This window comes from Sabulicella flocculans, assembly GCF_045449635.1.
In the GTDB taxonomy this organism is placed as follows: domain Bacteria; phylum Pseudomonadota; class Alphaproteobacteria; order Acetobacterales; family Acetobacteraceae; genus Roseococcus.
In genome coordinates this window covers 89,042-109,626 of the sequence record NZ_JBJJBR010000004.1, presented here as the reverse complement: position 1 = coordinate 109,626, position 20,585 = coordinate 89,042, and the positions used below count along the sequence as shown (strand labels likewise).

Below are 20,585 nucleotides of genomic sequence, written 5' to 3'. Positions count from 1 at the left end.
GCTGAAGCGGCGGCCCGCCGCGGGCTAGCCCCCGTAGTCGCGCGCCGCCGCGCCGGCGCTCAGCAGCCCGTCCGCCACGTCGCGCTCCACCAGCGCCGGGTCGCGCTCGGCAGGCGGGCCCATGCCGCCGCCGCCGGGCAGCTTCAGCAGCAGGCGGCGGCCCCTGGGCACCACCTGGAAGCCCTTGGTGCGCAGCGGCGTGCCGTCATCCAGCGTCACCACCCCCGCCGCGCCGTCGCCGCCGCCGAAGCGGCCGCGGGGCGCGTGGGCCACGCGGTCGAAGATGGCGTTCACCGCGAACTCGGCGTCGTTCTTGGCGCCGATCTCCATCACCTGCCCGAAGCCGCCGCGGGTGCGCCCCGCCCCGCCGGAATCCGGCCGCAGCTCCTTGCGCCAGAAGATCACCGGCGCGACGTTCTCCGTCGCCTCCACCGGCATGGTGCGCACGCCCGAGGGGAAGGCGATGCCGTCCAGCCCGTCCTTGCCCGGCCGCGCCCCGGTGCCGCCGGAGTTGAAGGTGATGACCTCGAAATCCTCCACCTCCGCCGCCTGCCCGGACACCTGGGCGCCGCCGCGCAGCGGCGGGTTCCACAGGGCGGAGGCGCCCTCGGCGTTCACGCGTTCCGGCACCGCGCCGGCCAGGCAGCCCATCATCAGGTCGGGCAGCAGCTGCCCCACCACGTGCCGCACGCTGACCGGATAGGGCCGCGGGGCGTTGAGGATGCAGCCCTCGGGGATGGCGAAGCGGAAGGGCGCCAGCGACGCCCAGTTGTTGGGGATCTCCGGCGCCACCACGCACTTGATGCCGAAGGCCGAATAGGCGCGGCAATACGCGGCCGGCACGTTGATGCCGCGCGTGGACAGGCCCGAGGTGCCCGCGAAATCCACCGCGATGTGGTCGGGCGCGATGGTCAGCGCCGCCTGCAGCGTCACCGGCGCCTCGTAGCCGTCCGAGCGGATCTCGGCTCGGTGGGTGCCGGGCGGCAGCCGCGCAATCTCCGCCACCGTCGCCTTCAGCGAGGCGTCGAAGATGAAGCCGGCCAGGGCGTCCAGCCCCTCCATGCGGTACTCGGCCATCATCTCGGTCAGGCGGCGGGCGCCGGCGTCGTTGCAGGCGCACAGGCTGTAGATGTCGCCCTCCAGCTCGACCGGGGTGCGGGAACCGGCGCGGATGAAGTCGAAGAAGGTCTCGTTCGGCGCGCCGCGGTCGAAGCACTTGACGATGGGGATGTAGAGCCCCTCCTCGAACACGCTGCGCCCTTCCGGCCCCATGCCCAGCCCGCCGATGTCGATGATGTGCGCGGTGTTGGCGAACAGCCCCACCATGCGCCCGTCGTGGAAGGCGGGCGTCACCACCGTCAGGTCATGCAGGTGGCCGGTGCCCAGCCAGGGGTCGTTGGTGATGTAGTGGTCGCCCGGCTGCATCGTCTCCGCCGGGAACTTGGCCAGGAAGTGGCCCACGCTCTCCATCATGGAGTTCACGTGGCCCGGGGTGCCGGTGACCGCCTGGGCCAGCATCCGCCCCTGCAGGTCGAAGATGCCGGCCGACAGGTCGCCCGCCTCGCGCACCGTGGTGCTGAAGGCGGTGCGGATCATGGTCTGCGCCTGCTCCTCCACCACCGCGATCAGGCGGTTCCACTGGATCTGGCGCTGGATGAGGTCGAGGGCCTCCATCACGCGCTCACCGGCAGACGGGCGGCGGGGCTCCAGGATTGGCGATCATGTGCTTGTGGCATTCGATTTCCATCGTGTTGAGCCGCTTGGCGTAGTCCACGCCCGCGTCCACTACGCCCTTCGCGAGCAGCAGGATGACCGGGATCACCAGCGCCATCAGCCAGTTGACCTCGACGGAGCTTTGCTCCGAACCGCCCGCCACGCCCTGCTCGCTTCGGCGCCGGATGGTGAACAGCACGCCCATGCCCGCCTCCTGCCGGATGCGAGGGGAGCATAGCGCCGGGCGCCTCGATCATTTCAAGTCCGCCGTGAGTTCCAGGTATCCCAGCCCATCCACCCGGCAGGACCACCCCGGCCCGACCAGCGTGCTCGTCTCCGCCTCCGCCACGATGCACGGCCCCGCCACCCGGCAGCCCGGCGGCATCGCCGCGCGGTCATACACCGCCCAGCCGGCCACCTGCCCGGTCGCGGTGTCGCGCACGCGCTGGGTGCGCAGCGGCGGCGGCGCCGGGGAGTCGTGCGGCTCGGCCGCGGGCTCGGCCGCCTCCACCACCGTGGCGACGGTGACGGCGAAGCTCAGCACCTCCACGTCGCTGCCCGGCACCGGGCGGTCGTAGAAGCGGGCGTATTCGCGGTCATAGGCGGCGCGGATGTCCCGCACATCCGCCTCCTCCAGCGGCCGCGCCGGCAGCGCCACCGCGATCTCGTGCCCCTGGCCGACGTAGCGCATGTAGGCGATGCGCTGCTCCGTCGTCGGCGCGCCGAAGCTGCCCTGCGCCACCACCCCCGCGGCCTCGGCGCTCATCGCCGCCAGCAGGGCGTTCACCCCCGCCAGGTCGAAGCGCGCGAAGCGGGTGTAGAGGCTCTTCACCACCTCGTAGGCCACCGGCGCGCGCAGGAAGCCGATGGCGCTGCCCACCCCGGCGCCGCTGGGCACCAGGATGCGCGTGACGCCGATCTTCTCCGCCACGCGGCAGCCATGCACCGGCCCGCCGCCGCCGAAGGCGATGATGGCGCGCCCCTCGTAGGACTTGGCGCTCTCGATGGCATGCACGCGCGCGGCGTTGGCCATGTTCTCGTCCACCACCTCCACCACGCCCAGCGCCGCCATGCCGGGCTCCAGCCCCAGCCCCTCTCCCACCGCGCGCGCCATCGCGCCCTCGGCGGCCGGCACGTCGAGGCGCAGCGCGCCGCCGGCGAAGCTTTCGGGGTCGTAGCGGCCCAGCAGCAGGTTGGCGTCGGTCACCGCCGGGCGCACGCCGCCGCGGCCGTAGCAGGCCGGCCCCGGGTCCGCCCCCGCCGATTCCGGCCCCACCTGGATGCGCCCCATGCCATCCAGATGCGCGATCGAGCCGCCGCCGGCGCCGATCTCCACCATCTCGATCACCGGGATGCGCAGCGGCAGGCCGGAGCCCTTGCGGAAGCGTCCGACCCGCGCGACCTCGAAGGTCCGGCTGGCCTGGGGCGCGAAGCCGTCGATCAGGCAGACCTTGGCGGTGGTGCCGCCCATGTCGAAGCTCAGCACCTTCTCCCACCCGCGCTGCCGCGCCACATGGGCCGAGAAGATGGCGCCGCCCGCCGGCCCGCTCTCCACCAGCCGGATGGGGAAGCGCGCGGCGGTGGCCACCGTGGTCAGCCCGCCGCCCGACAGCATCAGGAACAGCGGCGCGGCCATGCCCATCTCGCGCAGCCCGGCCTCCAGCCGGCCCAGGTAGCTCGCCATCAGCGGCTGCACGTAGGCGTTGGCGACGGTGGTGGAAAAGCGCTCCCACTCCCGCATCTCCGGGCTCACCTCGGAGGACAGGCTGACCGGCACGCCGGGCAGCGCCTCGGCCAGGATGGCGGCGGCGCGGCGCTCATGCACCGGGTTCACGAAGGCGTGCAGGAAGCCCACCGCCACCGCCTCGATCCCCTCGCGCTCCAGCACCGGCACCAGCGCGCGCAGCGCCGCCTCGTCCAGCGGCTTCAGCACCTTCCCCGTGTTGTCCAGCCGCTCGGGCACCGGCAGCCGCCAGCGCCGCGGCACCAGCGGTTCTGGCAGGGAGATGTTGAGGTCGTACTGGTCGTAGCGGCTCTCGTTGCCCAGGGCCAGCACGTCGCGGAAGCCCTCGGTGGTCACCAGCGCGGTGCGCGCGCCCTTGCGCTCGATCAGCGCGTTGGTCGCCAGGGTGGTGCCGTGGATCATCAGCGCCACCTCGCCGGGCGAGAGGCCGGCCTTGGCCAGCACCGCGCGCACGCCCTCCAGCACGCCCCGCTCGGGCGCGTGCGGGGTGGTCAGCACCTTGGCGGTCCAGCGGGCGCGGTGGTCCTCGGCCACCGTCGCCTCCAGCGCCACGTCGGTGAAGGTGCCGCCGATGTCCGCGGCCAGCCGGGCGTCGGCTACCATCCGCGGACCATGCCCCCGTCCGCGCGCAGGATGGAGCCGGTGATGTAGGCCGCGTGGTCCGAGCACAGGAAGGCCACCAGCGGGCCGTACTCGTCCGGCGTGCCGTAGCGGCCGGCGGGGATGGTCTTGCTGCGCTCGGCGATCACCTCCTCCACCGTGCGGCCGGTGCGCTTGGCCATGCCGCCCGCCGTCTCCAGGCTGCGGTCGGTGCGGATGGCGCCGGGCGCGACGATGTTGCAGGTCACGCCCTGCCCGGCCACCTCGGCGCTCAGCGTCTTCATCCAGCCCATCAGCGCGGCGCGCAGCGTGTTGCTCAGCACCATGTTCGGCAGCGGCTGCACCATGCCGGAGGAGCCGACGTTGATGATGCGCCCCCACCCGCGTTCGCGCATGCCCGGCAGCACCGCGTTGGCGACCCGGACCGGCGAAAGGACGATGCGCTGGAACCAGGTCGCCAGCGCCTCCTCCGTCACCTCCAGCGCCGGGCCGGGCGGCGGGCCGCCATGGTTCTGCACCAGGATGTCCACGCCGCCCATGGCGGCGGCGGCACCGGCCGCCAGCGCATCCATCTGCGCGCCCTCCGCCACGTCGGCGACGATGCCGGCGGCGCTGGCGGCGCCCAGGCCGCGCAGGGCCTCGCAGGCGGCGTCCAGGCTCGCCTGGTCGCGGCCGGAGATGACCAGGGCGGCGCCTTCCCGCGCCAGCGCCTCGGCCACCGCGCGGCCCAGCCCCTTCGAGGCGCCCATCACCAGGGCGCGGCGCCCCTTCAGACCCAGATCCATGGAATCAACTCCCGCGATGTCGTGTCGGCGCGCAGCCTGTCGCCGGCGGCCCATGCTGGCAACCCCGGCATCCCGCGGTATACCGGCGCGACCGACAAGGAACGTCCCCGCATGGCCAAACCCATCCTGCTCGTCACCCGCAAGCTGCCCGAGGCGATCGAGGCCGAGGCCGCGCGCCTGTTCGACGCCCGGCTGAACAGCGCCGACGACCCGTGGTTCCGCGACGGCGCCGCCATCGCCCGCCGCGCGGCGGATTGCGGCGCGCAGGGCATCCTCTGCGCCGCCGGCGACCCGATGGGCGAGGCGACGGTGGCCGCGCTGCCGGACACGGTGAAGGCCATCGCCACCTTCAGCGTCGGCACCGACCACGTGGCCGTCGCCGCCGCCCGCGCGCGCGGCATCACCGTCAGCAACACGCCGGAGGTGCTGAGCTTCGCCACCGCCGAATGCGCGATGACGCTGATGCTGATGGCCGCCCGCCGCGCCGGCGAGGGCGAGCGCATGGTGCGCGCCGGCCAGTGGGAGGGCTGGGCACCGACCCAGCTGATGGGCGTGACGCTGGAGGGCAAGAAGCTCGGCATCCTCGGCTTCGGGCGCATCGGGCGAGAGCTGGCGGCGATGGCGCGCGGCTTCCGCATGGAGATCCACTACCGCGACATCCAGAAGCTGCCGGCCGAGCTGGAGCAGGGCGCCACCTTCCACGACAGCGACGACGGCTTCCTGGCCGCCATCGACGTGCTGTCCATGCACGTGCCCGGCGGCGCCGGCACCGCCAAGTGGCTGAACGCCGAACGGCTGGCGAAGATGAAGCCCGGCGCGCTGGTGGTGAACACCGGCCGCGGCCCCAGCGTGGACGACGCGGCGCTGGCGGCGGCGCTGGCCTCGGGCCACATCCGCGCCGCCGGGCTGGACGTGTACGACGGCGAGCCCAAGGTGTTCCCCGGCTACCTCGACCTGCCCAACGTGGCGCTGCTGCCGCACCTGGGCAGCGCCACCATCGAGACGCGCCACGCCATGGGCATGCGCGCGCTGGAGAACCTGGAGGCGGTGCTGCTGAAGGGCAGCCCCGCCCCGCACGAGGTGCGCTAGGAAGCGCGCACCTGCCGCAGGAAGCCCTCGCTCTGGCTGCGGAGCAGGGCGGCCTGGCCCGACAGGTCCTCAGAGGCGCCCAGCATCTCGCCCGCCGCCCGGCCGGTCTCGGCCGAGGCGGAGCGCACGTCCTCGATGCGCCGGGCCACGGTGCCCGTGCCCTCCGCGACCAGGGAGGCGGCGCGGGCGATCTCCCGCGTCGCGGCGCCCTGCTCCTCCACCGCGGCGGCGATGGCGGCCGTGACCTCGTTCATGCGCTCGATGGTGCCGGAGATGGAGCGCAGCGCCGCCACCGCCTCCTGCGTGGTGCCCTGGATGCCGCCGATCTGCCCGGCGATCTCCTCCGTGGCCTTGGCGGTCTGCGCGGCGAGGTTCTTCACCTCGCTTGCCACCACCGCGAAGCCCTTGCCGGCCTCGCCCGCCCGCGCCGCCTCGATGGTGGCGTTCAGCGCCAGCAGGTTGGTCTGCCCGGCGATGTCGCTGATCAGGCGCACCACGTCGCCGATCTTGGACGCGGCCTGGGCGAGCCCCTGCACGGTGCCGTCGGTGGCCTGGGCCTCGGCGGCAGCGGCGCGCGCCACCTCCGCGCCCTCGGCCACCTGGCGGGTGATCTCCGCCACGCTCGCCGCCAGTTGCTCCGCGCTGGCGGCCACTGCCTGCACGTCCGCCCCGGCGCGGCCGGACACCTCGGCCACCGCGTCGGCCTCGCGGCCCGAGGTCTCGGCGGCGCCCGACAGCGCCCGCGCGCTGCCCTGCATCTGCTCGGCGGCGGCGGCGACGCGGCCGATCACGCCGCCCACCTCGCTCTCGAACTGGTCGGCCAGCCGGGCCTGGGCGGTCACCAGGTTCCAGCTCAGCATCGGGCCGACATAGGCGCCCTGCTTGTCCAGGATGGCGCTGGCCTGGATGTCCACCACCTCGCCCCCCAGGGTGACGCGCGTCTTGTGCGGCAGGCGGGCAGGGTCGGCCAGGACGGCGCGCAGCGGCGCCAGGGCGGCCGGCAGCGCGTCCAGGCCGCGGCCGGCCGCGTCCTCGCCAAGCAGGGCGCGGGCGCTGGCGTTGGCGTAGCTCAGCACGAACTCGTCGCGCGGCTGGCTCATGGTCACGCCCACCGTCATCTGCTCGATCATCTGGCCCTGGGCGAAGGCCTGGGCGACGATGCCGCGCAGATCCTCCAGCGCCCCGGCGATCTGCCCGATCTCGTCCGCGCGGTCGCGGTCGCCCACCTGCTCCGCGGTCTCGCCCGCCGCGATGCGGCGCACCGCCGCGGCCAGGCGGCCCAGCGGCGCGCCGATGGCGCGCGAGGTCAGCCAGGAGGAAGCGAGCAGGATCACCGCCACCACCAGCCCGATCATCCACACCGAGTTGACGGAGGCCGCCATGGCCGCGCTCGCCTCCCCGGCGCGTTCCTCGGCGGCGGCGGACAGGGCGCCCGTCGCCTCCTCCACCAGCCGGAGGATGCGCTCGCGCTGCTCGGTCACCGTGCCGGTGCGCAGCTCGTTGATGCGCTGGTTCAGCGTCAGCAGCGCCTCGGCGGCGCGGGAGATCTCCTCCGCCGCCTCGCCCAGCCGGCGCATGTCGGGCTGCACGCCGGGATTGGCCGCCGCAGCCAGCCGGCGCGCATGCACGCGGCTCTGCGCCGCCGCCCGCCGCACCCGCGCCGCGGCCGCCTGGTCGCCGGAGGTGAGGTAGCGCTGCACGCTCATCCGGGTGTCGTTCACCGTGGCGGTGAAGGTGTTGAGGATGTCGCGCACCTCGTCGCGCGCCTCGCCGCTCATGGCGAACTGCAGGTTGGCCGAGGCCGCTTCCAGCGCCTGGTCGAAGGGGGCGAAGGCGGGGAAGAAGTCCCGGTCGCGGCGCTGCACCATCTCCAGCCGCAGGTCCCGGCCGGTGGCGTAGGTCTCGCGCAGCGCGGCGAGCTGGGTGCCCACCGCCTCCAGCAGGGGGTGCATCGCCGGGGCGGCCGCGGCCAGCGCGCGCCGCTGCGCCTCCCGCGCCGCGGCGAGGTCCGACTCGACGCCCGCCCCCTCCCGCGCGATGCCCTCGCCATCCTGCGCGATCAGCAGGCCGCGCCAGGCGTTGTTGGCCGCCAGCACGTGCATCGCGACGCTGCGCGCCTGCGCGCGGGCGGCGACCGCGGCCCTTTCCCCCTCCTGCGCGGCGGCGGCGACGCGGCCCTGCTGCATCACCAGCACCACCAGCCCGGCCAGGAGCGTCATCGCCAGTGCGGCGCTCAGCGCAAGCTTTTTCGCCACTGACAGATTTCGGAGGAATCGCATGTTGCAGGCTCCAGCGAGGGGTGTTCGGCGCCGCATGTTGCGTTTCCGGTCTTAAGGGCAGGTGAAGCCCTCGACAGGTCCGGGCCCCTGGCGCATAGCCGCCGGGGTTGCCACCGAAGGGGGATGCCCGCGCATGCTGTTCGATTTCGAGACCCTGCCCGTCGCCGACCGCTACAAGCTGGTCGTCTCCACCGTGGTGCCGCGCCCGGTGGCCTGGGTGGTCAGCCAGGACGCCGAGGGCGTGCTGAACGCCGCGCCCTATTCCTTCTTCAACGCCCTGACGGACGACCCCGTGGTGGTCGCCATCGGCGTCGGGCCGCGCCCGGGCGGGGCCGGCAAGGACACGCTGTCCAACATCCGCGCCACCGGCCAGTTCGTGGTCAACCTCGTCTCGCGCGCCAACCTGCAGGCGATGAACGTCACCGCCATCGACTTCCCGCCCGAGGTGGACGAGCTGGCGGAGGCCGGGCTGTCCACCCTGCCCAGCCACAAGGTGAAGCCCCCGCGCATCGCCGAGAGCCCGGTGGCGCTGGAGTGCGAGACCTTCCAGCTCATCCCCGTCGGCCACCACACGGTGGTGCTGGGCAAGGTGCTGGCCATGCACATCGCCGACGACGCGATGCTGGACGTAGAGAAGCGCTACGTGGACACCCCGAAGCTGGACCTGGTGGGCCGCATGCACGGCCGCGGCTGGTACATGCTGAACGACACCCGCACCGAGGTGCCGCGCATCGCGCTGAAGGACTGGAAGGGCCGCCCCTGAGGCCCTATACCGCGAGGCGAAGATGAGAACGCCTCGCAAGAACATCCGGTGAGCGCCACCCTGCGTCCCCTGGCGGCCCCGCGCCGCCCGCTGCTGCCGCTGCTGGCGGCGCTGCTGCTGGCCCTGCCCATCCTGGCGGTGCTGGCGGCCGCCGCCGTGCCGGCCGGCGCCGTGTGGGGCCACATCTGGCGCACCTTCCTGCCGGAGATGCTGGGCAACACCGCCCTGCTGGGCGCCCTGGTGGTGCTGATGGCCGGCAGCGCCGGGGCCGTGTCCGCCTGGATCGTCACCGCCTGCCGCTTCCCCGGCCGCGACGGGCTGGAGGTTTTGCTGCTGCTGCCGCTGGCCATGCCCGCCTACGTGGCCGGCTATGCCTGGACCTGGCTGCTGGATGTCTCCGGCCCGGTGCAGGTGGCGCTGCGCGGCCTCACCGGCTGGGCCTGGGGCGATTACTGGTTCCCCGAGATGCGCTCCCTGCCCGGCGCGGCGCTGGTGCTGGCCATGGTGCTGTATCCCTACGTCTACCTGCTGTGCCGCGCCGCCTTCCTGCAGCAGAGCACCTGCCTGGTCGAGGTGTCGCGCACGCTGGGCCACTCGCTGTCGCGCACCTTCCTGCACGTGGCGCTGCCGCTGGCCCGCCCGGCCCTGGTGGCCGGCGGCGGGCTGGTGCTGATGGAGACGCTGGCCGATTTCGGCACGGTGCAGCACTTCGGCATCCGCACCTTCACCACCGGCATCTACGAGGCGTGGTTCGGCATGTCCGACCGCGGCGCCGCCTCCCAGCTCGCCGCCGCGCTGCTGCTGTGCGTGGCGCTGCTGCTGGCGCTGGAGCACGTCTCGCGCGGCGGGCGGCGCTTCCACCCGATGACGACGCGCCACGCCCCGTTCCAGCCGGTGCGGCTGCGCGGCGCCAAGGCGGCGCTGGCGGGGCTGCTGTGCTTCACCCCGGTGGTGCTGGGCTTCGCCGTGCCCGCCGGCGCCCTGCTGAGCCTGCTGAACGAGGCCGGCGACCCGCTGGCCGCCGCGCGCTTCCTGCCCTTCCTGTGGAACTCGCTGACCCTGGCCGGGCTCACCGCCGCCCTCGCCGTGGCCATCGCGGCCTGGCTGGCGTGGTCGGCCCGGCTGCGGCCGGGGCGCGCGGCGGGCTGGGCCAAGCGCGCGGCCGGGCTGGGCTACGCCATCCCGGGCTCGGTCATCGCGGTGGGGGTGCTGGTGCCCTTCGGCGTGTTCGACAACGCGCTGGACCGGCTGGCGCGCGCGCAGTTCGGCGTCTCCACCGGCCTGCTGCTGTCGGGCACCCTGGCGGCGCTGGTCTTCGCCTACCTGGTGCGCTTCCTCGGCGTGGCGCTCTCGGCCGTCGAATCCGGCCTGTCCCGCCTCAAGCCCTCGCTGGGGATGGCGGCGCGCTCGCTCGGCGCCAGCCCGGGCGAGGCGGTGCGGCGGGTGGAGCTGCCGCTGGCCCGCGGCGCGCTGCTCACCGCCGGCATCCTGGTCTTCGTGGACACCATGAAGGAGCTGCCGGCGACGCTGATCGTGCGCCCCTTCGACTTCGACACCCTGGCGGTGCGCGTCTACAACCTGGCCAGCGACGAGCGCCTGGCCGAGGCCAGCACCTCCGCCCTGCTGATCGTGCTGGCGGGGCTGCTGCCGGTGGCGGCGCTGACGCGGGCGATGCGGCGGCGCTGAGCCCTCAGCGGCCGCGGTTGATGCAGAACTCCACCACCTCGGCCATGGCGCGGCGGAACTCGCCCTCCGGGAAGCCTTCCAGCGCGGAAAGGGCGGCGGCGCCGTAGCGCTCGGCGCGGCGGATGGTCTCGCCGATGCCGTCGTGGCGGGCGATCAGCCCCTGCGCGCGGCCCAGGTCGGCCTCGGCCTGCTCGCGCCCCTCCAGCGTGCGGCGCCAGAACTCCCGCTCGGCGGCGTCGCCGGCATGGAAGGCCACCAGCACCGGCAGGGTGATCTTGCCCTCGCGGAAGTCGTCGCCCACCACCTTGCCCAGCGCCGCCTGCTCGGCCGCGTAGTCCAGCGCGTCGTCCACCAGCTGGAAGGCGATGCCCAGGTTGCGGCCGTAGGCGTCCAGCGCCTCCGCCTCGCGCGCCGGCCGCCCGGCCACCACGGCGCCGATGCGCGTGGCCGCGGCGAACAGCGCCGCCGTCTTGCCCTCGATGACCTCCAGGTACTGCGCCTCGGTGGTGGACAGGTCGTTCTGCGTCACCAGCTGCAGCACCTCCCCTTCCGAGATGGTGGCCGAGGCGGCGGACAGGATGCGCAGCACCTCCAGCGAGCCGTCCTCCGTCATCAGCTGGAAGGCGCGCGCGAACAGGAAGTCGCCCACCAGGACGGAGGCGTTGTTGCCCCACAGCGCGTTGGCGCTGGCCTGCCCGCGGCGCATCCCGCTCTCGTCCACCACGTCGTCGTGCAGCAGGGTGGCGGTGTGGATGAACTCCACGCAGGCGGCCAACGCCACGTGGCGCCGCCCCTCATAGCCGCACAGCCGCGCGGCGGCCAGCGTCAGCAGCGGGCGGATGCGCTTGCCGCCCGCGGCGACGATGTGCGCCGCCAGCTGCGGGATGAGCGCCACGGGGGAATGCATGCGCTCGACGATGGCGCGGTTGGTCGCCGCCAGGTCGTCGGCCAGCAGGTCCTGCAGGCGCGACAGCGCATCCTTGTCCTTCACCGGGGTCACGTCGCGCCTTGTCCGCCCTGCATCGCGGGCGCAATCTAGGCGCGGGGACAGGGCGCCGCAAGGCAAGCCGAATCAAGGGGTTTCGCGCGATGCAGGTGGTGGCCGAGGGGCTTGACGCGGTGCGCCTGCTGTTCCTGCGCGCGGTGCTGGCCGATGCCGGCATCGCCGCCGTGCTGCTCGACGCCAACACCGCCGCGCTGGGGCTGGGCGTGGTGCCGGCCCGGCTGGCGGTGGCGGAGGCCGACGCCGCCCGCGCCCGCCGCATCCTCGCCGACGCCGATGGATGAGGAGACGGAGGACGGGCTGCTGGGCGGCGCGGTGCGCCTGCGCCAGCCGCGCCGCGGCTTCCGCGCGGCGCTGGACCCGGTGCTGCTGGCCGCCTTCGTGCCCGCCCGCCCCGGCGAGGCGGTGCTGGAGCTGGGCTGCGGCTCCGGCGCCGCCTTCCTGTGCTTGGCCGCGCGCGTGCCCGGCCTGCGCGTCGCCGCCATCGAGCAGGACCCCGCCCTGGCCGCGCTGGCGCAACGCAACGCCGCGCTGAACGGCGTGGCGGCCTCGGTGCTGGCGGCCGACCTGCGCGGCGCCCCGCTGCCGCGCGTGCGCCACGGGCTGGCCAACCCGCCCTACTGGCCCGCCGGCACCGCCTCGCCCGACCCGGCGCGGCGGCAGGCGGCGCACGAGGCCGCCGCCCTGGCCGACTGGACCGCCGCGCTGGGCCGCGCCGTGGTGCCGCGCGGCACCGCCAGCCTGGTGCTGCCCGCCGCCCGCTGGGGCGAGGCCGCCGCCCTGCTGCGCCAGTCCGGCTTCGGCGCGCTGGCGCTGCTGCCGGTGGCGCCGCGCGAGGGCGAGCCGGCTAAGCGGGTGCTGCTGCGCGGCGTGAAGGCCGGGCGCGGGCCGGACCGGGTGCTGCCGCCCCTGGTGCTGCACGCGGGCACGGGCTGGGCGCCGCTGGCCGCCGCGGTGCTGGCCGGCGGGGCCGCGCTGCCCGGCTGAACCCCGGCCGGATTTCGCTTGCCCAGGCTTAACGGGCGGTCAATGCTCCCGCCCGGGGTGTGTCGGCGCGGAGAGCACGGCATGTCAGGCAGCACCATCAACGGCACGGCGGGCGACGACGTCGTCTCCACCCTGGGCGTCACCGGCGGCGTCACCGGCGGCCCGGCCACCGCCGGCAACGACGTCATCACCGGGCGCCAGGGCAACGACACCCTGGCGGCGGGCGGCGGCAACGACCAGCTGTTCGGCGGCAACGGCAGCGACATCCTGGATGGCGAGGCCGGGAACGACACCCTGGATGGCGGCCGCGGCGCCGACGTGCTGGAAGGCGGCGCCGGGCGCGACCGCGCCAGCTACGCCGGCACGCTGGACGATGCCGGGGTGGCGCCCAGCCTGGGCGCCTTCGTGAACCTGGGCGGCGTCACCGTCATCTCCGGCACCGTGACCCTGGCCGCCGGCACGGCGCGCGACCAGTGGGGCAACGTGGACACGCTGTCCGGCATCGAGGACGCGGTCGGCACCACCCGCCCAGACCGCTTCTGGGGCGATGGCGGGGCCAACACCTTCTTTGGCAATGGCGGCAATGACAGCTTCTACGGCGGCGCCGGCGACGACCGGTTCGAGGCCGGCCCCACCGCCTTCGCCACCGTCTACTACTCCTACAGCGGCGTGCCGGAACCCGCCACCGGCGTGCAGGTCAACCTCAGCGGGGGCGTCGTGGCGGGCATCGCCGCGCGCACCGGGCTGGACGGCTTCGGCGGCACGGACACATTCTCGGGGGGCATCACCAACGCTGTCGGCACCAGCCTCGGCGACGTGCTGGTCGGCACCGGCTCCACCAGCAACTACTCCTACGTCAACGGCTGGCGGGGCGCGGATGATCTGTGGGCGGTGTCCGCCAACGACTTCACCGTGGCGTCCTATTCCGGGCACGTGGCCGGCGTCAGCGTGGACCTGGCGCTGAACCGCGCCACCGATGGCTGGGGCGACACCGACACGCTGCACGGCATCCGCCACGTCCTCGGCTCCTCCTTCAACGACGTGATGAGCGCCGGCAGCGTCACCGGCAACTTCGTCGGCAGCCTGGGCGACGACAGCTACGCCGCCGACGGCACCGAGCGCCGCGTGGTGGACTATCGCGGCAACACCGCGTCCCTGCCGGGCGGCATCGCGGTCGCCTATTCCACCATGACGGCCGCCACGGTGGTGAAGGACGGCGCGGGCACCGACACGCTGTCCTTCATCACCGACGTCCTCGGCACCGCCTTCGACGACAGCTACGTCGCCCCCGCCACCGGCACCAGCATCTGGACGCTGCGCTTCCGCCCCGGCGCCGGCAACGACACGATCAACACCAACGGCAACGGCCGGGTGGCGGTGGACTACACCGACGCCGCCACCGGCATCGTCGCCGACCTGGCGACCGGCGTGGTGCAGGACGGGCTCTCGGGCACCGACCAGCTGACCAACGTGGTGCGGCTGCGCCTGTCCTCCTTCAACGACATCGTGACCGGCAGCGCCCGCAACGAGACCTTCGAGCTGGTCAACAACCTCGGCTCCAAGTCGCTCGTCGGCGGCGGCGGCTTCGACACCTACCGCTTCCAGGGCGGCTTCAAGCTGGTGCTGGACTTTGCCAACGGCAGCGCCGAGCGCTTCGATTCCTCCGGCGTGCGCACCGCCACCGACACCATCTCCGGCATGGAGGCGGTGGCCGGCGGCGACGGCGACGACACCTTCGCCGGCAGCGCGGCGAACGAGCAGTTCTTCGGCGGCCGCGGCGTGGACACCATGGATGGCGGCGGCGGCACCGACCTGCTCATCACCGACGACTTCACCGCCGGCGCCCCCGCCCCGGCCCAGGGCGTGCGGGTGAACCTGTCCGGTGTGCAGCAGGTGGTGGCCGGCGTGACGCTGGCGGCCAACACCGCGGTGGATTCCTGGGGCACCGCCGACCGCGTGGTGAACATCGAGAACGCCAACGGCACCGCCTTCGCCGACCTGCTGGTGGGCACCGACGCACCCGGCGCCTTTTCCTCCCTGGCCGGCGGGCGCGGCGCGGACGTGCTGCAGGCGGCGGCCTCCTCCACCGTGGCGCGCTACGAGAACGACCCGGGCGCCGTGGCCGTCAACCTGGGCACCGGCAGCGCCACCGATGGCTGGGGCGACACCGACACCCTGGTGCTCATCCGTCACGCGCTGGGCTCGGCCTTCAACGACACGCTGCTGGGCGACGGCCAGTCCAACTGGCTGCGCGGCGGCCGCGGCGACGACGTGGTGGCCGGCGGCGAGGGCGGCGACACGCTGGAAGGCGGCGACGGCAACGACGCCCTGCTGGGCGGCACCGCGGTGGACACCCTGCTGGGCGGCGACGGCAACGACCAGCTGGACGGCGGCAGCGGCGCCGACGAGATGCTGGGCGGCCTGGGCGACGACCTCTATGCGATCCGCGACGCCGGGCAGCACGGCTTCGAGGCCGGCGGCAGCGATTCCGCCCTGGTCTTCACCGACGACTGGCAGGCCTTCGACGGGCTGGAGGTCATCGCGTTGCAAGGCACCGCCACGCGCGTGCTCGGCGGCGGCACCGGGGAGGTCATCTACGCCAACGCCACCCTGTCCTCCAACATCGCGGCCGGGGCGGGCGACGACGTGCTGCTGGGCTCCACCGCCGCCGACGTGCTGATGGGCGGCGCCGGCAACGACCAGGTGCTGGGCAATGGCGGGGCCGACATCATCTACGGTGGCACCGGCGACGACGTGGTGCTGGTGGTGCACGCCGCCACCGTCTACGACGAAACCTTCGACGCCGGCGGCACCGACCTCGCGGTGGTGGACACCGCCGCCAACTGGAGCTTCGGCCCGGGCATCGAATACGTGCTGCTGACCGGCGCCGGGCGCGCCGCCACCGCCACCGGCGGCACCGGCGTGGCCATGGCGAATTTCGGCGCCAATGCCAGCACCCTGACCGGCGGCGCGGGCAATGACAGCATCTATGGCGGCGCGCTGTCCGACACGCTGTCCGGCGGGGGCGGCAATGATTCGCTGCTGGGCCGCGGCGGCGGCGACACCCTGGACGGCGGCACCGGCGACGACCTCTACCTGATTTCCGACGCCGCGGACGTGGTGGTGGAAGGCGCGCTGCCGGGCGACGGCACGGACACCGCCTTCGTGGAGGCGAATGGCTGGACCGTCTCGGCCCATGTCGAGATCGCGCAACTCATCGGCACCGCCACGCGCCTGTCGGCCGGAAGCGGGACGCAGGTGCTCTACGCCAATGGCGGCGCGGCCTCCACGCTGGATGGCGGGGCGGGCGACGACACGCTGCTGTCCACCGCGCTGGGCGACACGCTGGTCGGCGGCGCGGGGGATGACGTCTACGCCGCCAATGGCGGGGCGGACGTCATTTGGCTGAACGCGCCCAACTTCGGCACGGACAACGCCTTCTTCCTGGACGGAGCGCTGTTCCGCGTCAGCTTCGTCGGCTCCGGGGTCACGTCGGCGGCGCAGGTGACGGTGAACGACCTGGGCGCGGCGGTGCAGCTGGTCACCGCGCAGGGCACCATCAACCTGTTCGGCGTGACGGTGCAGCAGGCGACGGACGCGATGCTGTTCGCCTGACCAGGACGGTCAGGGGCGGATGCCCACGTCGGCCTCGCGCCGGCCGCGGCCCAGCTCCTCCACGATGCCGCCGGTCACCAGCGCGGCATTGGGCAGGGGGCCGGGCTGCTCCAGCCGCTGGCGCGCATTCGGCTGGACGTCGCGGAACACCGGCGGGCCCAGGGCGGGCTCCTCGCCGCGCTCCAGCCGGCGCGACGCCTCCAGCAGGGCGGCGATGGCCGGGGTGCCGCCGGAAGCGGGGTGGATGGCCAGGGCGGCGCGCACCTCTTCCAGCGCGCGGGCCATGGCGAAGCGCACGGAATCGGGCATGGCGGCCAGCTCGCCCGCCGGGCCCAGCGCCAGGGCCAGCCATTCCAGCCGCGCCGCCGCCAGCGCCGCCGCCGCCGGCCGGCCTTCCAGCGCCGCGCCGGCGCGGTCGAAGTCGCGCAGCGCCAGGGCGGCGACGGCGGGGCCCGGGAAGGGCGCGACGCCGCCGGTCAGCGCCGGGTCGGCCGGGGGCGGCGCGGGGGTGCGCATCTCGGCGCAGCCCGCCAGGGCCAGCGCCAGCAGCAGGGCGCGCCTCACCACGGGCGGCCGAACAGGCGGGGGCCGGAGGGCTGGTCCTGCGCCCGCGCCGCGGCGGTCGCGGCCTCGCGCGTGCGGGGCAGCGCGGGAAGCGCCAGCAGGCGCGCCGCCATCTCCGGGTCGGGCGCGCCCTGGTGGATGCGCCACAGCCGGTCCACCATGGCCTGCGCCGGCACCTCCATCGGCACGCCCAGCGCCAGCCGCCATTCCTGCCGCGCCTGGCGCAGCCGCACCGGCAGCAGCGGGTCGCCGGAATAGCGCGGGTCGGTCGGCAGGCTGGCGGCCAGGAACTCCATGTCGGCGATGGCGCGGGCCACCGCGCGCAGGTCGTCGGTCGGCGGCTGGCGCGCGAAGAAGAATGAGGACCGCGCGACGGCGGCCCGCGTCGGGTCGCCCGCCCCTTCCACGCCGTTCGGCGGCAGGCGCGCGGATTCCGCGGGCGGCAGCGCCTCGCAGCCCATGAGCGCCGCCAGCGGCAGCAGAAGGAGCGGGCGGCGCCTCATCGCGGGGCGCGCTCCGTGCGGTCGCGCTGCTGCACCGCCAGGGCGGCGGTCTGCGCCGCGGCGGCGGTGTTGGGCAGCGCCGGCCGCGCCTCCAGCGCCGCCAGGCTGATCGGCGGCTGCATGCCGGAATCCAGCGCGCGGGCGGCGGCGTAGAGCTGGTCGATCACCTGCTGCGCCGGCGCCTCGGCCGGGATGCCCAGCGCTTGGCGCCACTCGGCGCGGGCGGCGCGCATCTGCGGGCGCAGGGTGGGCGGCGCGGCCTCCAGCATCGGGCTGGCGGTGTTGACCGCCAGGTACTCCATGTTGCCGATCACCCGCGCCTGCTGCGCCGGCGTGCCCACCAGCACCGAGCGCGTGGTGAAGGCGGTGCCGACCGACAGCGCGGCGGCGCGCGTCGGGTCGCCGGCGCCGATCACGGCGTCGCGCGGCAGGGACGCGCTCTCGCCCACGGGTTGCAGCGCCGGCAGCGCGGCGCAGGCGCCGAGGAGGATGGGAAGGGCGAGAAGGAGCTTGCGGGTCACGTCGAGGTCTTTCACGGATGGGCGCCGCCGCTGCCGCCATCCCCGTTGAAGCGTCCGGAGGTGTCGATGCGGCGCAGCTCGGCTTCCGCCAAGCTGACGGCACCCGCCGCCACTGGCAAGGCCGGCGGGGTGACAATCGCAGCCAGGAAACGGTCACGCTGCGGAAAGGCGTCGGGCTGGACCGGCGGCGCCGCCCCGGTCTCCACCGCCCACGCCGCGGCGAACAGCGCGTCCACCGCCGCCTGCGGCGACAGGCCGGGCGCCATGCCCAGCGCGGCCCGCTGCTCCGCCCGCGCGGCGTCGAGCTGCTGGCCCAGCACCGGGGTGAACTCGCTCCAGCGCGGGTTCCAGCGGAAATCGGCGGCCATCCATTCCAGCATGGCGTGGGCGCGCAGCCGGGCGGCGGGCGTTGCCTGGGCGGGCTGGTTGAAGGCGAAGGCGCTCAGCAGCACCGCGCCGCGCAACGGGTCGCCCGCCGTGTTGAAGGCCGGCGGCAGCGTGGCGAAGGGCGGCAGCGGCGCGCCGCAACCCAGCAGGAGCAGCAGGGGGAGCATCGGGAAGGGGCGCATGGTCCCACCCTAACGCATGAACCCCCGCCGCGGTCAGGCCAGGGACGTGCGGTGCCGCATGGCCAGTTCGACATAATGCGCCGTGGTCGCCGCCAGCCCCTCGCGCTCCGGCGCCGACAGCACGCGCAGGAAGCGCGCGGGGCTGCCGACCCACAGCTCGCCCGGCGGCACCCGCTTGCCGGGCGGCAGCAGGGCGCCCGCCCCCAGCATGGCCCCCTGCCCGACCACCGCGCCGTCCAGCACGGTGGCGCCCATGCCGATGAAGGCGCCGTCCTCCAGCGTGCAGGCGTGGATGATGGCGGCGTGCCCCACCGTCACGTCGGCGCCGATCAGCGCCGCCTCCTTCATCCGGTTGACGTGGACGATGGTGCCGTCCTGCAGGTTGGAGCGCGCGCCGACGCGGATGAAGTTGGTGTCCCCGCGCAGCACGCAGCCGTACCAGACCGACGCCCCCTCCCCCAGCTCCACATCCCCCACCACCACCGCGTTGGGCGCGACCCAGGCGGTGGGGTGCAGCACGGGGCGCCGGCCCTCGAAGGGCAGCAGGCTCATGCGGCCAGCGGCAGGGCGGCGGCGACGTCCACCCCCAGCATCAGGCCGAGGTTCTGCACCGCCGCGCCCGAGGCGCCCTTGCCCAGGTTGTCCAGCCGGGCCACCAGCACCGCCTGGCGGTGGGCGGCGTGGCCGAACACCCGCAGCTCCAGCCAGTTGGAGCCGTTCACCTCCTCCGCGCCCAGGCGCTGCGCGCCGTCCGCCGGCATGACCTTCACCCAGCCGGAGCCGGCGTAGCGCTCGCGCAGCACCGCCTCCAGGTCGGCGGGGGCCGGGCGGCCCGGCAGGGCGTCCAGGTGCAGCGGCACCGAGACCAGCATCCCCTGGGCGAAGCGGCCCACCGAGGGCACGAAGAGCGGCCGCCGCGTCAGCCCGGAATACAGCTGCAGCTCCGGCACGTGCTTGTGCTCCAGCCCCAGGCCGTAGAGGAAGAACGGCGCCGCGGTGCCGGCGTCGAACTCCGCGATCATCGCCTTGCCGCCGCCGGTGTAGCCGGACACGGCATTGACCGTGACGGGGAAGTCCGGCGGCAGCACGCCGGCATCCACCAGCGGGCGCAGCAGGGCGATGCCGCCGGTGGGGTAGCAGCCGGGGTTGGCCACCCGCGGCGCCGCGGCGATGCGCTCGGCATGGCCGGGCGTCAGCTCGGGGAAGCCGAACACCCATTGCGGGTCCACCCGGTGCGCGGTGGACGCGTCGAGCAGCTTGGGCGCCCTGTCGCCCATCTGCGCCGCCATCGCCGCCACCTCCTTGGCGCCGGCATCGGGCAGGCAGAGCACCACGGCGTCCACCTCCTCCATCAGCGCGCGCTTGGCCGCGGGGTCCTTGCGCCGCTCCTCCGCGATGGAGACCAGGCGGACGCCCGGGTGGTTGCCCAGGCGGGCGCGGATCTGCAGCCCCGTGGTGCCGCTCTCGCCGTCGATGAAGATGGAGGGGATCTTGCTCATGATGGCCTCACGTTAGCGCCGGATCGTCCTGGCTGGAATCGGCCAGGGCGTGGTTCCGCCGCGGCAGGGGGTGGAAACGGAAAAGGGGCAGGTCCCTCGCGGAACCTGCCCCCTGATGTCTCGGTCCTGGATGAACCGGGCGCGGCCGCCCGGTCCCCAGGCGTCAGCGCTTGGAGAACTGGAAGGAACGTCGCGCCTTCATCTTGCCGTACTTCTTGCGCTCGACCGCACGCGGGTCGCGCGTCAGGAAACCGGCCTTCTTCAGGATGGCGCGCAGGTCCGGCTCATAGTTGCACAGCGCGCGGGAGATGCCGTGGCGCACCGCGCCCGCCTGGCCCGACAGCCCGCCGCCGGTCACGGTGGCGATGACGTCGAACTGCTGGTAGCGGTCGGCCACCAGGAAGGGCTGGGCGATCAGCATCCGAAGCACCGGGCGGGCGAAGTACTTGCCCTGCGGCTTCTCGTTGATGGTGATGGTGCCCTTGCCGGGCTTGATCCACACGCGCGCCACGCTCTCCTTGCGGGAGCCGGTGGCGTAGGCGCGGCCCTGGGCGTCGCGCTTGGGCTCGCGCGCGGGGGCGGCGCCCTCGCCGGTGGCGGCGGGGGTGCCCTGCACCAGGTTCTTCAGGTCGGCCAGCGACGTGGCGGTGGTCTGCTCGCTCATG

At 74.4% G+C, this 20,585-nt stretch carries 19 protein-coding genes; 6 read left to right on the top strand and 13 right to left on the bottom strand.

Going from position 1 to position 20,585, the window contains the following annotated elements:
• Window positions 1-24: 24 nt before the first annotated feature.
• Genes ACI6QG_RS06920 through ACI6QG_RS06905 form a run of 4 tightly spaced genes read right to left on the bottom strand, consistent with a single transcriptional unit; the run spans window position 25 to window position 4,842 of the window.
• Complete coding sequence (locus tag ACI6QG_RS06920; protein WP_407023849.1) at window positions 25-1,674, bottom strand: hydantoinase B/oxoprolinase family protein; 1,650 nt, start codon at window positions 1,672-1,674, stop codon at window positions 25-27.
• 7 nt (window positions 1,675-1,681) lie between these two features.
• Entirely contained in the window at window positions 1,682-1,918 is a 237-nt protein-coding gene (locus ACI6QG_RS06915; RefSeq protein ID WP_407023848.1) for a hypothetical protein, read from the bottom strand.
• A gap of 48 nt (window positions 1,919-1,966) precedes the next feature.
• Window positions 1,967-4,060, bottom strand: a complete 2,094-nt coding sequence (locus ACI6QG_RS06910) for a hydantoinase/oxoprolinase family protein (RefSeq protein WP_407023847.1) — start codon at window positions 4,058-4,060, stop codon at window positions 1,967-1,969.
• Window positions 4,054-4,842: an SDR family oxidoreductase gene (locus ACI6QG_RS06905; RefSeq protein ID WP_407023846.1), complete on the bottom strand. Its 789-nt coding sequence runs from the start codon at window positions 4,840-4,842 to the stop codon at window positions 4,054-4,056. The genes ACI6QG_RS06910 and ACI6QG_RS06905 overlap by 7 nt, the downstream gene beginning before the upstream one ends.
• Before the next feature lie 111 nt (window positions 4,843-4,953).
• Here ACI6QG_RS06905 and ACI6QG_RS06900 point away from each other — a divergent pair, with 111 nt between their 5' ends.
• On the top strand, window positions 4,954-5,931 hold the full coding sequence (locus tag ACI6QG_RS06900) for a 2-hydroxyacid dehydrogenase (protein WP_407023845.1): 978 nt from the start codon (window positions 4,954-4,956) through the stop codon (window positions 5,929-5,931).
• Here ACI6QG_RS06900 and ACI6QG_RS06895 read toward each other — a convergent pair.
• Complete coding sequence (locus tag ACI6QG_RS06895) at window positions 5,928-8,186, bottom strand: methyl-accepting chemotaxis protein (RefSeq protein WP_407023844.1); 2,259 nt, start codon at window positions 8,184-8,186, stop codon at window positions 5,928-5,930. The two genes, ACI6QG_RS06900 and ACI6QG_RS06895, sit on opposite strands and share 4 nt — an antisense overlap.
• A 157-nt stretch (window positions 8,187-8,343) precedes the next feature.
• Here ACI6QG_RS06895 and ACI6QG_RS06890 point away from each other — a divergent pair, with 157 nt between their 5' ends.
• Together ACI6QG_RS06890 and ACI6QG_RS06885 are read left to right on the top strand one after the other, a co-directional pair.
• A complete protein-coding gene (locus ACI6QG_RS06890; protein WP_407023843.1) occupies window positions 8,344-8,973 on the top strand; it encodes a flavin reductase family protein in 630 nt (209 codons plus the stop codon).
• Between the two features lie 48 nt (window positions 8,974-9,021).
• Window positions 9,022-10,659, top strand: coding sequence for an ABC transporter permease (locus ACI6QG_RS06885; RefSeq protein WP_407023842.1), 1,638 nt, complete (start codon window positions 9,022-9,024; stop codon window positions 10,657-10,659).
• Window positions 10,660-10,663: 4 nt separating this feature from the next.
• Here the strand turns inward: ACI6QG_RS06885 and ACI6QG_RS06880 are convergent, their stop codons facing one another.
• On the bottom strand, window positions 10,664-11,659 hold the full coding sequence (locus ACI6QG_RS06880; protein ID WP_407023841.1) for a polyprenyl synthetase family protein: 996 nt from the start codon (window positions 11,657-11,659) through the stop codon (window positions 10,664-10,666).
• 89 nt (window positions 11,660-11,748) lie between these two features.
• Between ACI6QG_RS06880 and ACI6QG_RS06875 the strand changes: the two genes are divergently transcribed.
• From ACI6QG_RS06875 to ACI6QG_RS06865, 3 genes are all read left to right on the top strand, one after another.
• On the top strand, window positions 11,749-11,946 hold the full coding sequence (locus ACI6QG_RS06875) for a putative signal transducing protein (RefSeq protein WP_407023840.1): 198 nt from the start codon (window positions 11,749-11,751) through the stop codon (window positions 11,944-11,946).
• Complete coding sequence (locus ACI6QG_RS06870) at window positions 11,939-12,649, top strand: tRNA1(Val) (adenine(37)-N6)-methyltransferase (RefSeq protein ID WP_407023839.1); 711 nt, start codon at window positions 11,939-11,941, stop codon at window positions 12,647-12,649. The genes ACI6QG_RS06875 and ACI6QG_RS06870 overlap by 8 nt, the downstream gene beginning before the upstream one ends.
• A gap of 81 nt (window positions 12,650-12,730) precedes the next feature.
• Window positions 12,731-16,264 (top strand): beta strand repeat-containing protein, encoded by a 3,534-nt coding sequence (locus tag ACI6QG_RS06865; protein WP_407023838.1) that lies wholly within the window; start codon window positions 12,731-12,733, stop codon window positions 16,262-16,264.
• Between the two features lie 9 nt (window positions 16,265-16,273).
• Here ACI6QG_RS06865 and ACI6QG_RS06860 read toward each other — a convergent pair whose 3' ends face one another.
• The 7 genes from ACI6QG_RS06860 to rpsI form a co-directional block, all read right to left on the bottom strand.
• Window positions 16,274-16,828 (bottom strand): hypothetical protein, encoded by a 555-nt coding sequence (locus tag ACI6QG_RS06860; RefSeq protein WP_407023837.1) that lies wholly within the window; start codon window positions 16,826-16,828, stop codon window positions 16,274-16,276.
• Window positions 16,825-17,331: a hypothetical protein gene (locus ACI6QG_RS06855; RefSeq protein ID WP_407023836.1), complete on the bottom strand. Its 507-nt coding sequence runs from the start codon at window positions 17,329-17,331 to the stop codon at window positions 16,825-16,827. Before ACI6QG_RS06855 ends, ACI6QG_RS06860 begins: the two co-directional genes overlap by 4 nt.
• Window positions 17,328-17,852, bottom strand: a complete 525-nt coding sequence (locus tag ACI6QG_RS06850) for a hypothetical protein (protein WP_407023835.1) — start codon at window positions 17,850-17,852, stop codon at window positions 17,328-17,330. Before ACI6QG_RS06850 ends, ACI6QG_RS06855 begins: the two co-directional genes overlap by 4 nt.
• Window positions 17,853-17,863: 11 nt before the next feature.
• Window positions 17,864-18,406, bottom strand: a complete 543-nt coding sequence (locus ACI6QG_RS06845; RefSeq protein WP_407023834.1) for a hypothetical protein — start codon at window positions 18,404-18,406, stop codon at window positions 17,864-17,866.
• Between the two features lie 48 nt (window positions 18,407-18,454).
• Window positions 18,455-18,973, bottom strand: coding sequence for a gamma carbonic anhydrase family protein (locus ACI6QG_RS06840; RefSeq protein WP_407023833.1), 519 nt, complete (start codon window positions 18,971-18,973; stop codon window positions 18,455-18,457).
• Entirely contained in the window at window positions 18,970-19,920 is a 951-nt protein-coding gene (gene argC, locus ACI6QG_RS06835) for an N-acetyl-gamma-glutamyl-phosphate reductase (RefSeq protein ID WP_407023832.1), read from the bottom strand. The genes ACI6QG_RS06840 and argC overlap by 4 nt, the downstream gene beginning before the upstream one ends.
• A gap of 163 nt (window positions 19,921-20,083) precedes the next feature.
• Window positions 20,084-20,584: a 30S ribosomal protein S9 gene (rpsI, locus tag ACI6QG_RS06830; RefSeq protein ID WP_407023831.1), complete on the bottom strand. Its 501-nt coding sequence runs from the start codon at window positions 20,582-20,584 to the stop codon at window positions 20,084-20,086.
• Between the last annotated feature and the right edge of the window lies 1 nt (window position 20,585).

Coding starts and splice junctions, on each gene's coding strand:
- rpsI (WP_407023831.1), bottom strand. CDS start 20,584: ATGAGCGAGCAGACCACCGCCACGTCGCTGGCCGACCTGAAGAACCTG.
- ACI6QG_RS06845 (WP_407023834.1), bottom strand. CDS start 18,406: ATGCTCCCCCTGCTGCTCCTGCTGGGTTGCGGCGCGCCGCTGCCGCCC.
- ACI6QG_RS06840 (WP_407023833.1), bottom strand. CDS start 18,973: ATGAGCCTGCTGCCCTTCGAGGGCCGGCGCCCCGTGCTGCACCCCACC.
- ACI6QG_RS06920 (WP_407023849.1), bottom strand. CDS start 1,674: ATGGAGGCCCTCGACCTCATCCAGCGCCAGATCCAGTGGAACCGCCTG.
- argC (WP_407023832.1), bottom strand. CDS start 19,920: ATGAGCAAGATCCCCTCCATCTTCATCGACGGCGAGAGCGGCACCACG.
- ACI6QG_RS06900 (WP_407023845.1), top strand. CDS start 4,954: ATGGCCAAACCCATCCTGCTCGTCACCCGCAAGCTGCCCGAGGCGATC.
- ACI6QG_RS06915 (WP_407023848.1), bottom strand. CDS start 1,918: ATGGGCGTGCTGTTCACCATCCGGCGCCGAAGCGAGCAGGGCGTGGCG.
- ACI6QG_RS06890 (WP_407023843.1), top strand. CDS start 8,344: ATGCTGTTCGATTTCGAGACCCTGCCCGTCGCCGACCGCTACAAGCTG.
- ACI6QG_RS06855 (WP_407023836.1), bottom strand. CDS start 17,331: ATGAGGCGCCGCCCGCTCCTTCTGCTGCCGCTGGCGGCGCTCATGGGC.
- ACI6QG_RS06865 (WP_407023838.1), top strand. CDS start 12,731: ATGTCAGGCAGCACCATCAACGGCACGGCGGGCGACGACGTCGTCTCC.
- ACI6QG_RS06910 (WP_407023847.1), bottom strand. CDS start 4,060: ATGGTAGCCGACGCCCGGCTGGCCGCGGACATCGGCGGCACCTTCACC.
- ACI6QG_RS06905 (WP_407023846.1), bottom strand. CDS start 4,842: ATGGATCTGGGTCTGAAGGGGCGCCGCGCCCTGGTGATGGGCGCCTCG.
- ACI6QG_RS06870 (WP_407023839.1), top strand. CDS start 11,939: ATGGATGAGGAGACGGAGGACGGGCTGCTGGGCGGCGCGGTGCGCCTG.
- ACI6QG_RS06875 (WP_407023840.1), top strand. CDS start 11,749: ATGCAGGTGGTGGCCGAGGGGCTTGACGCGGTGCGCCTGCTGTTCCTG.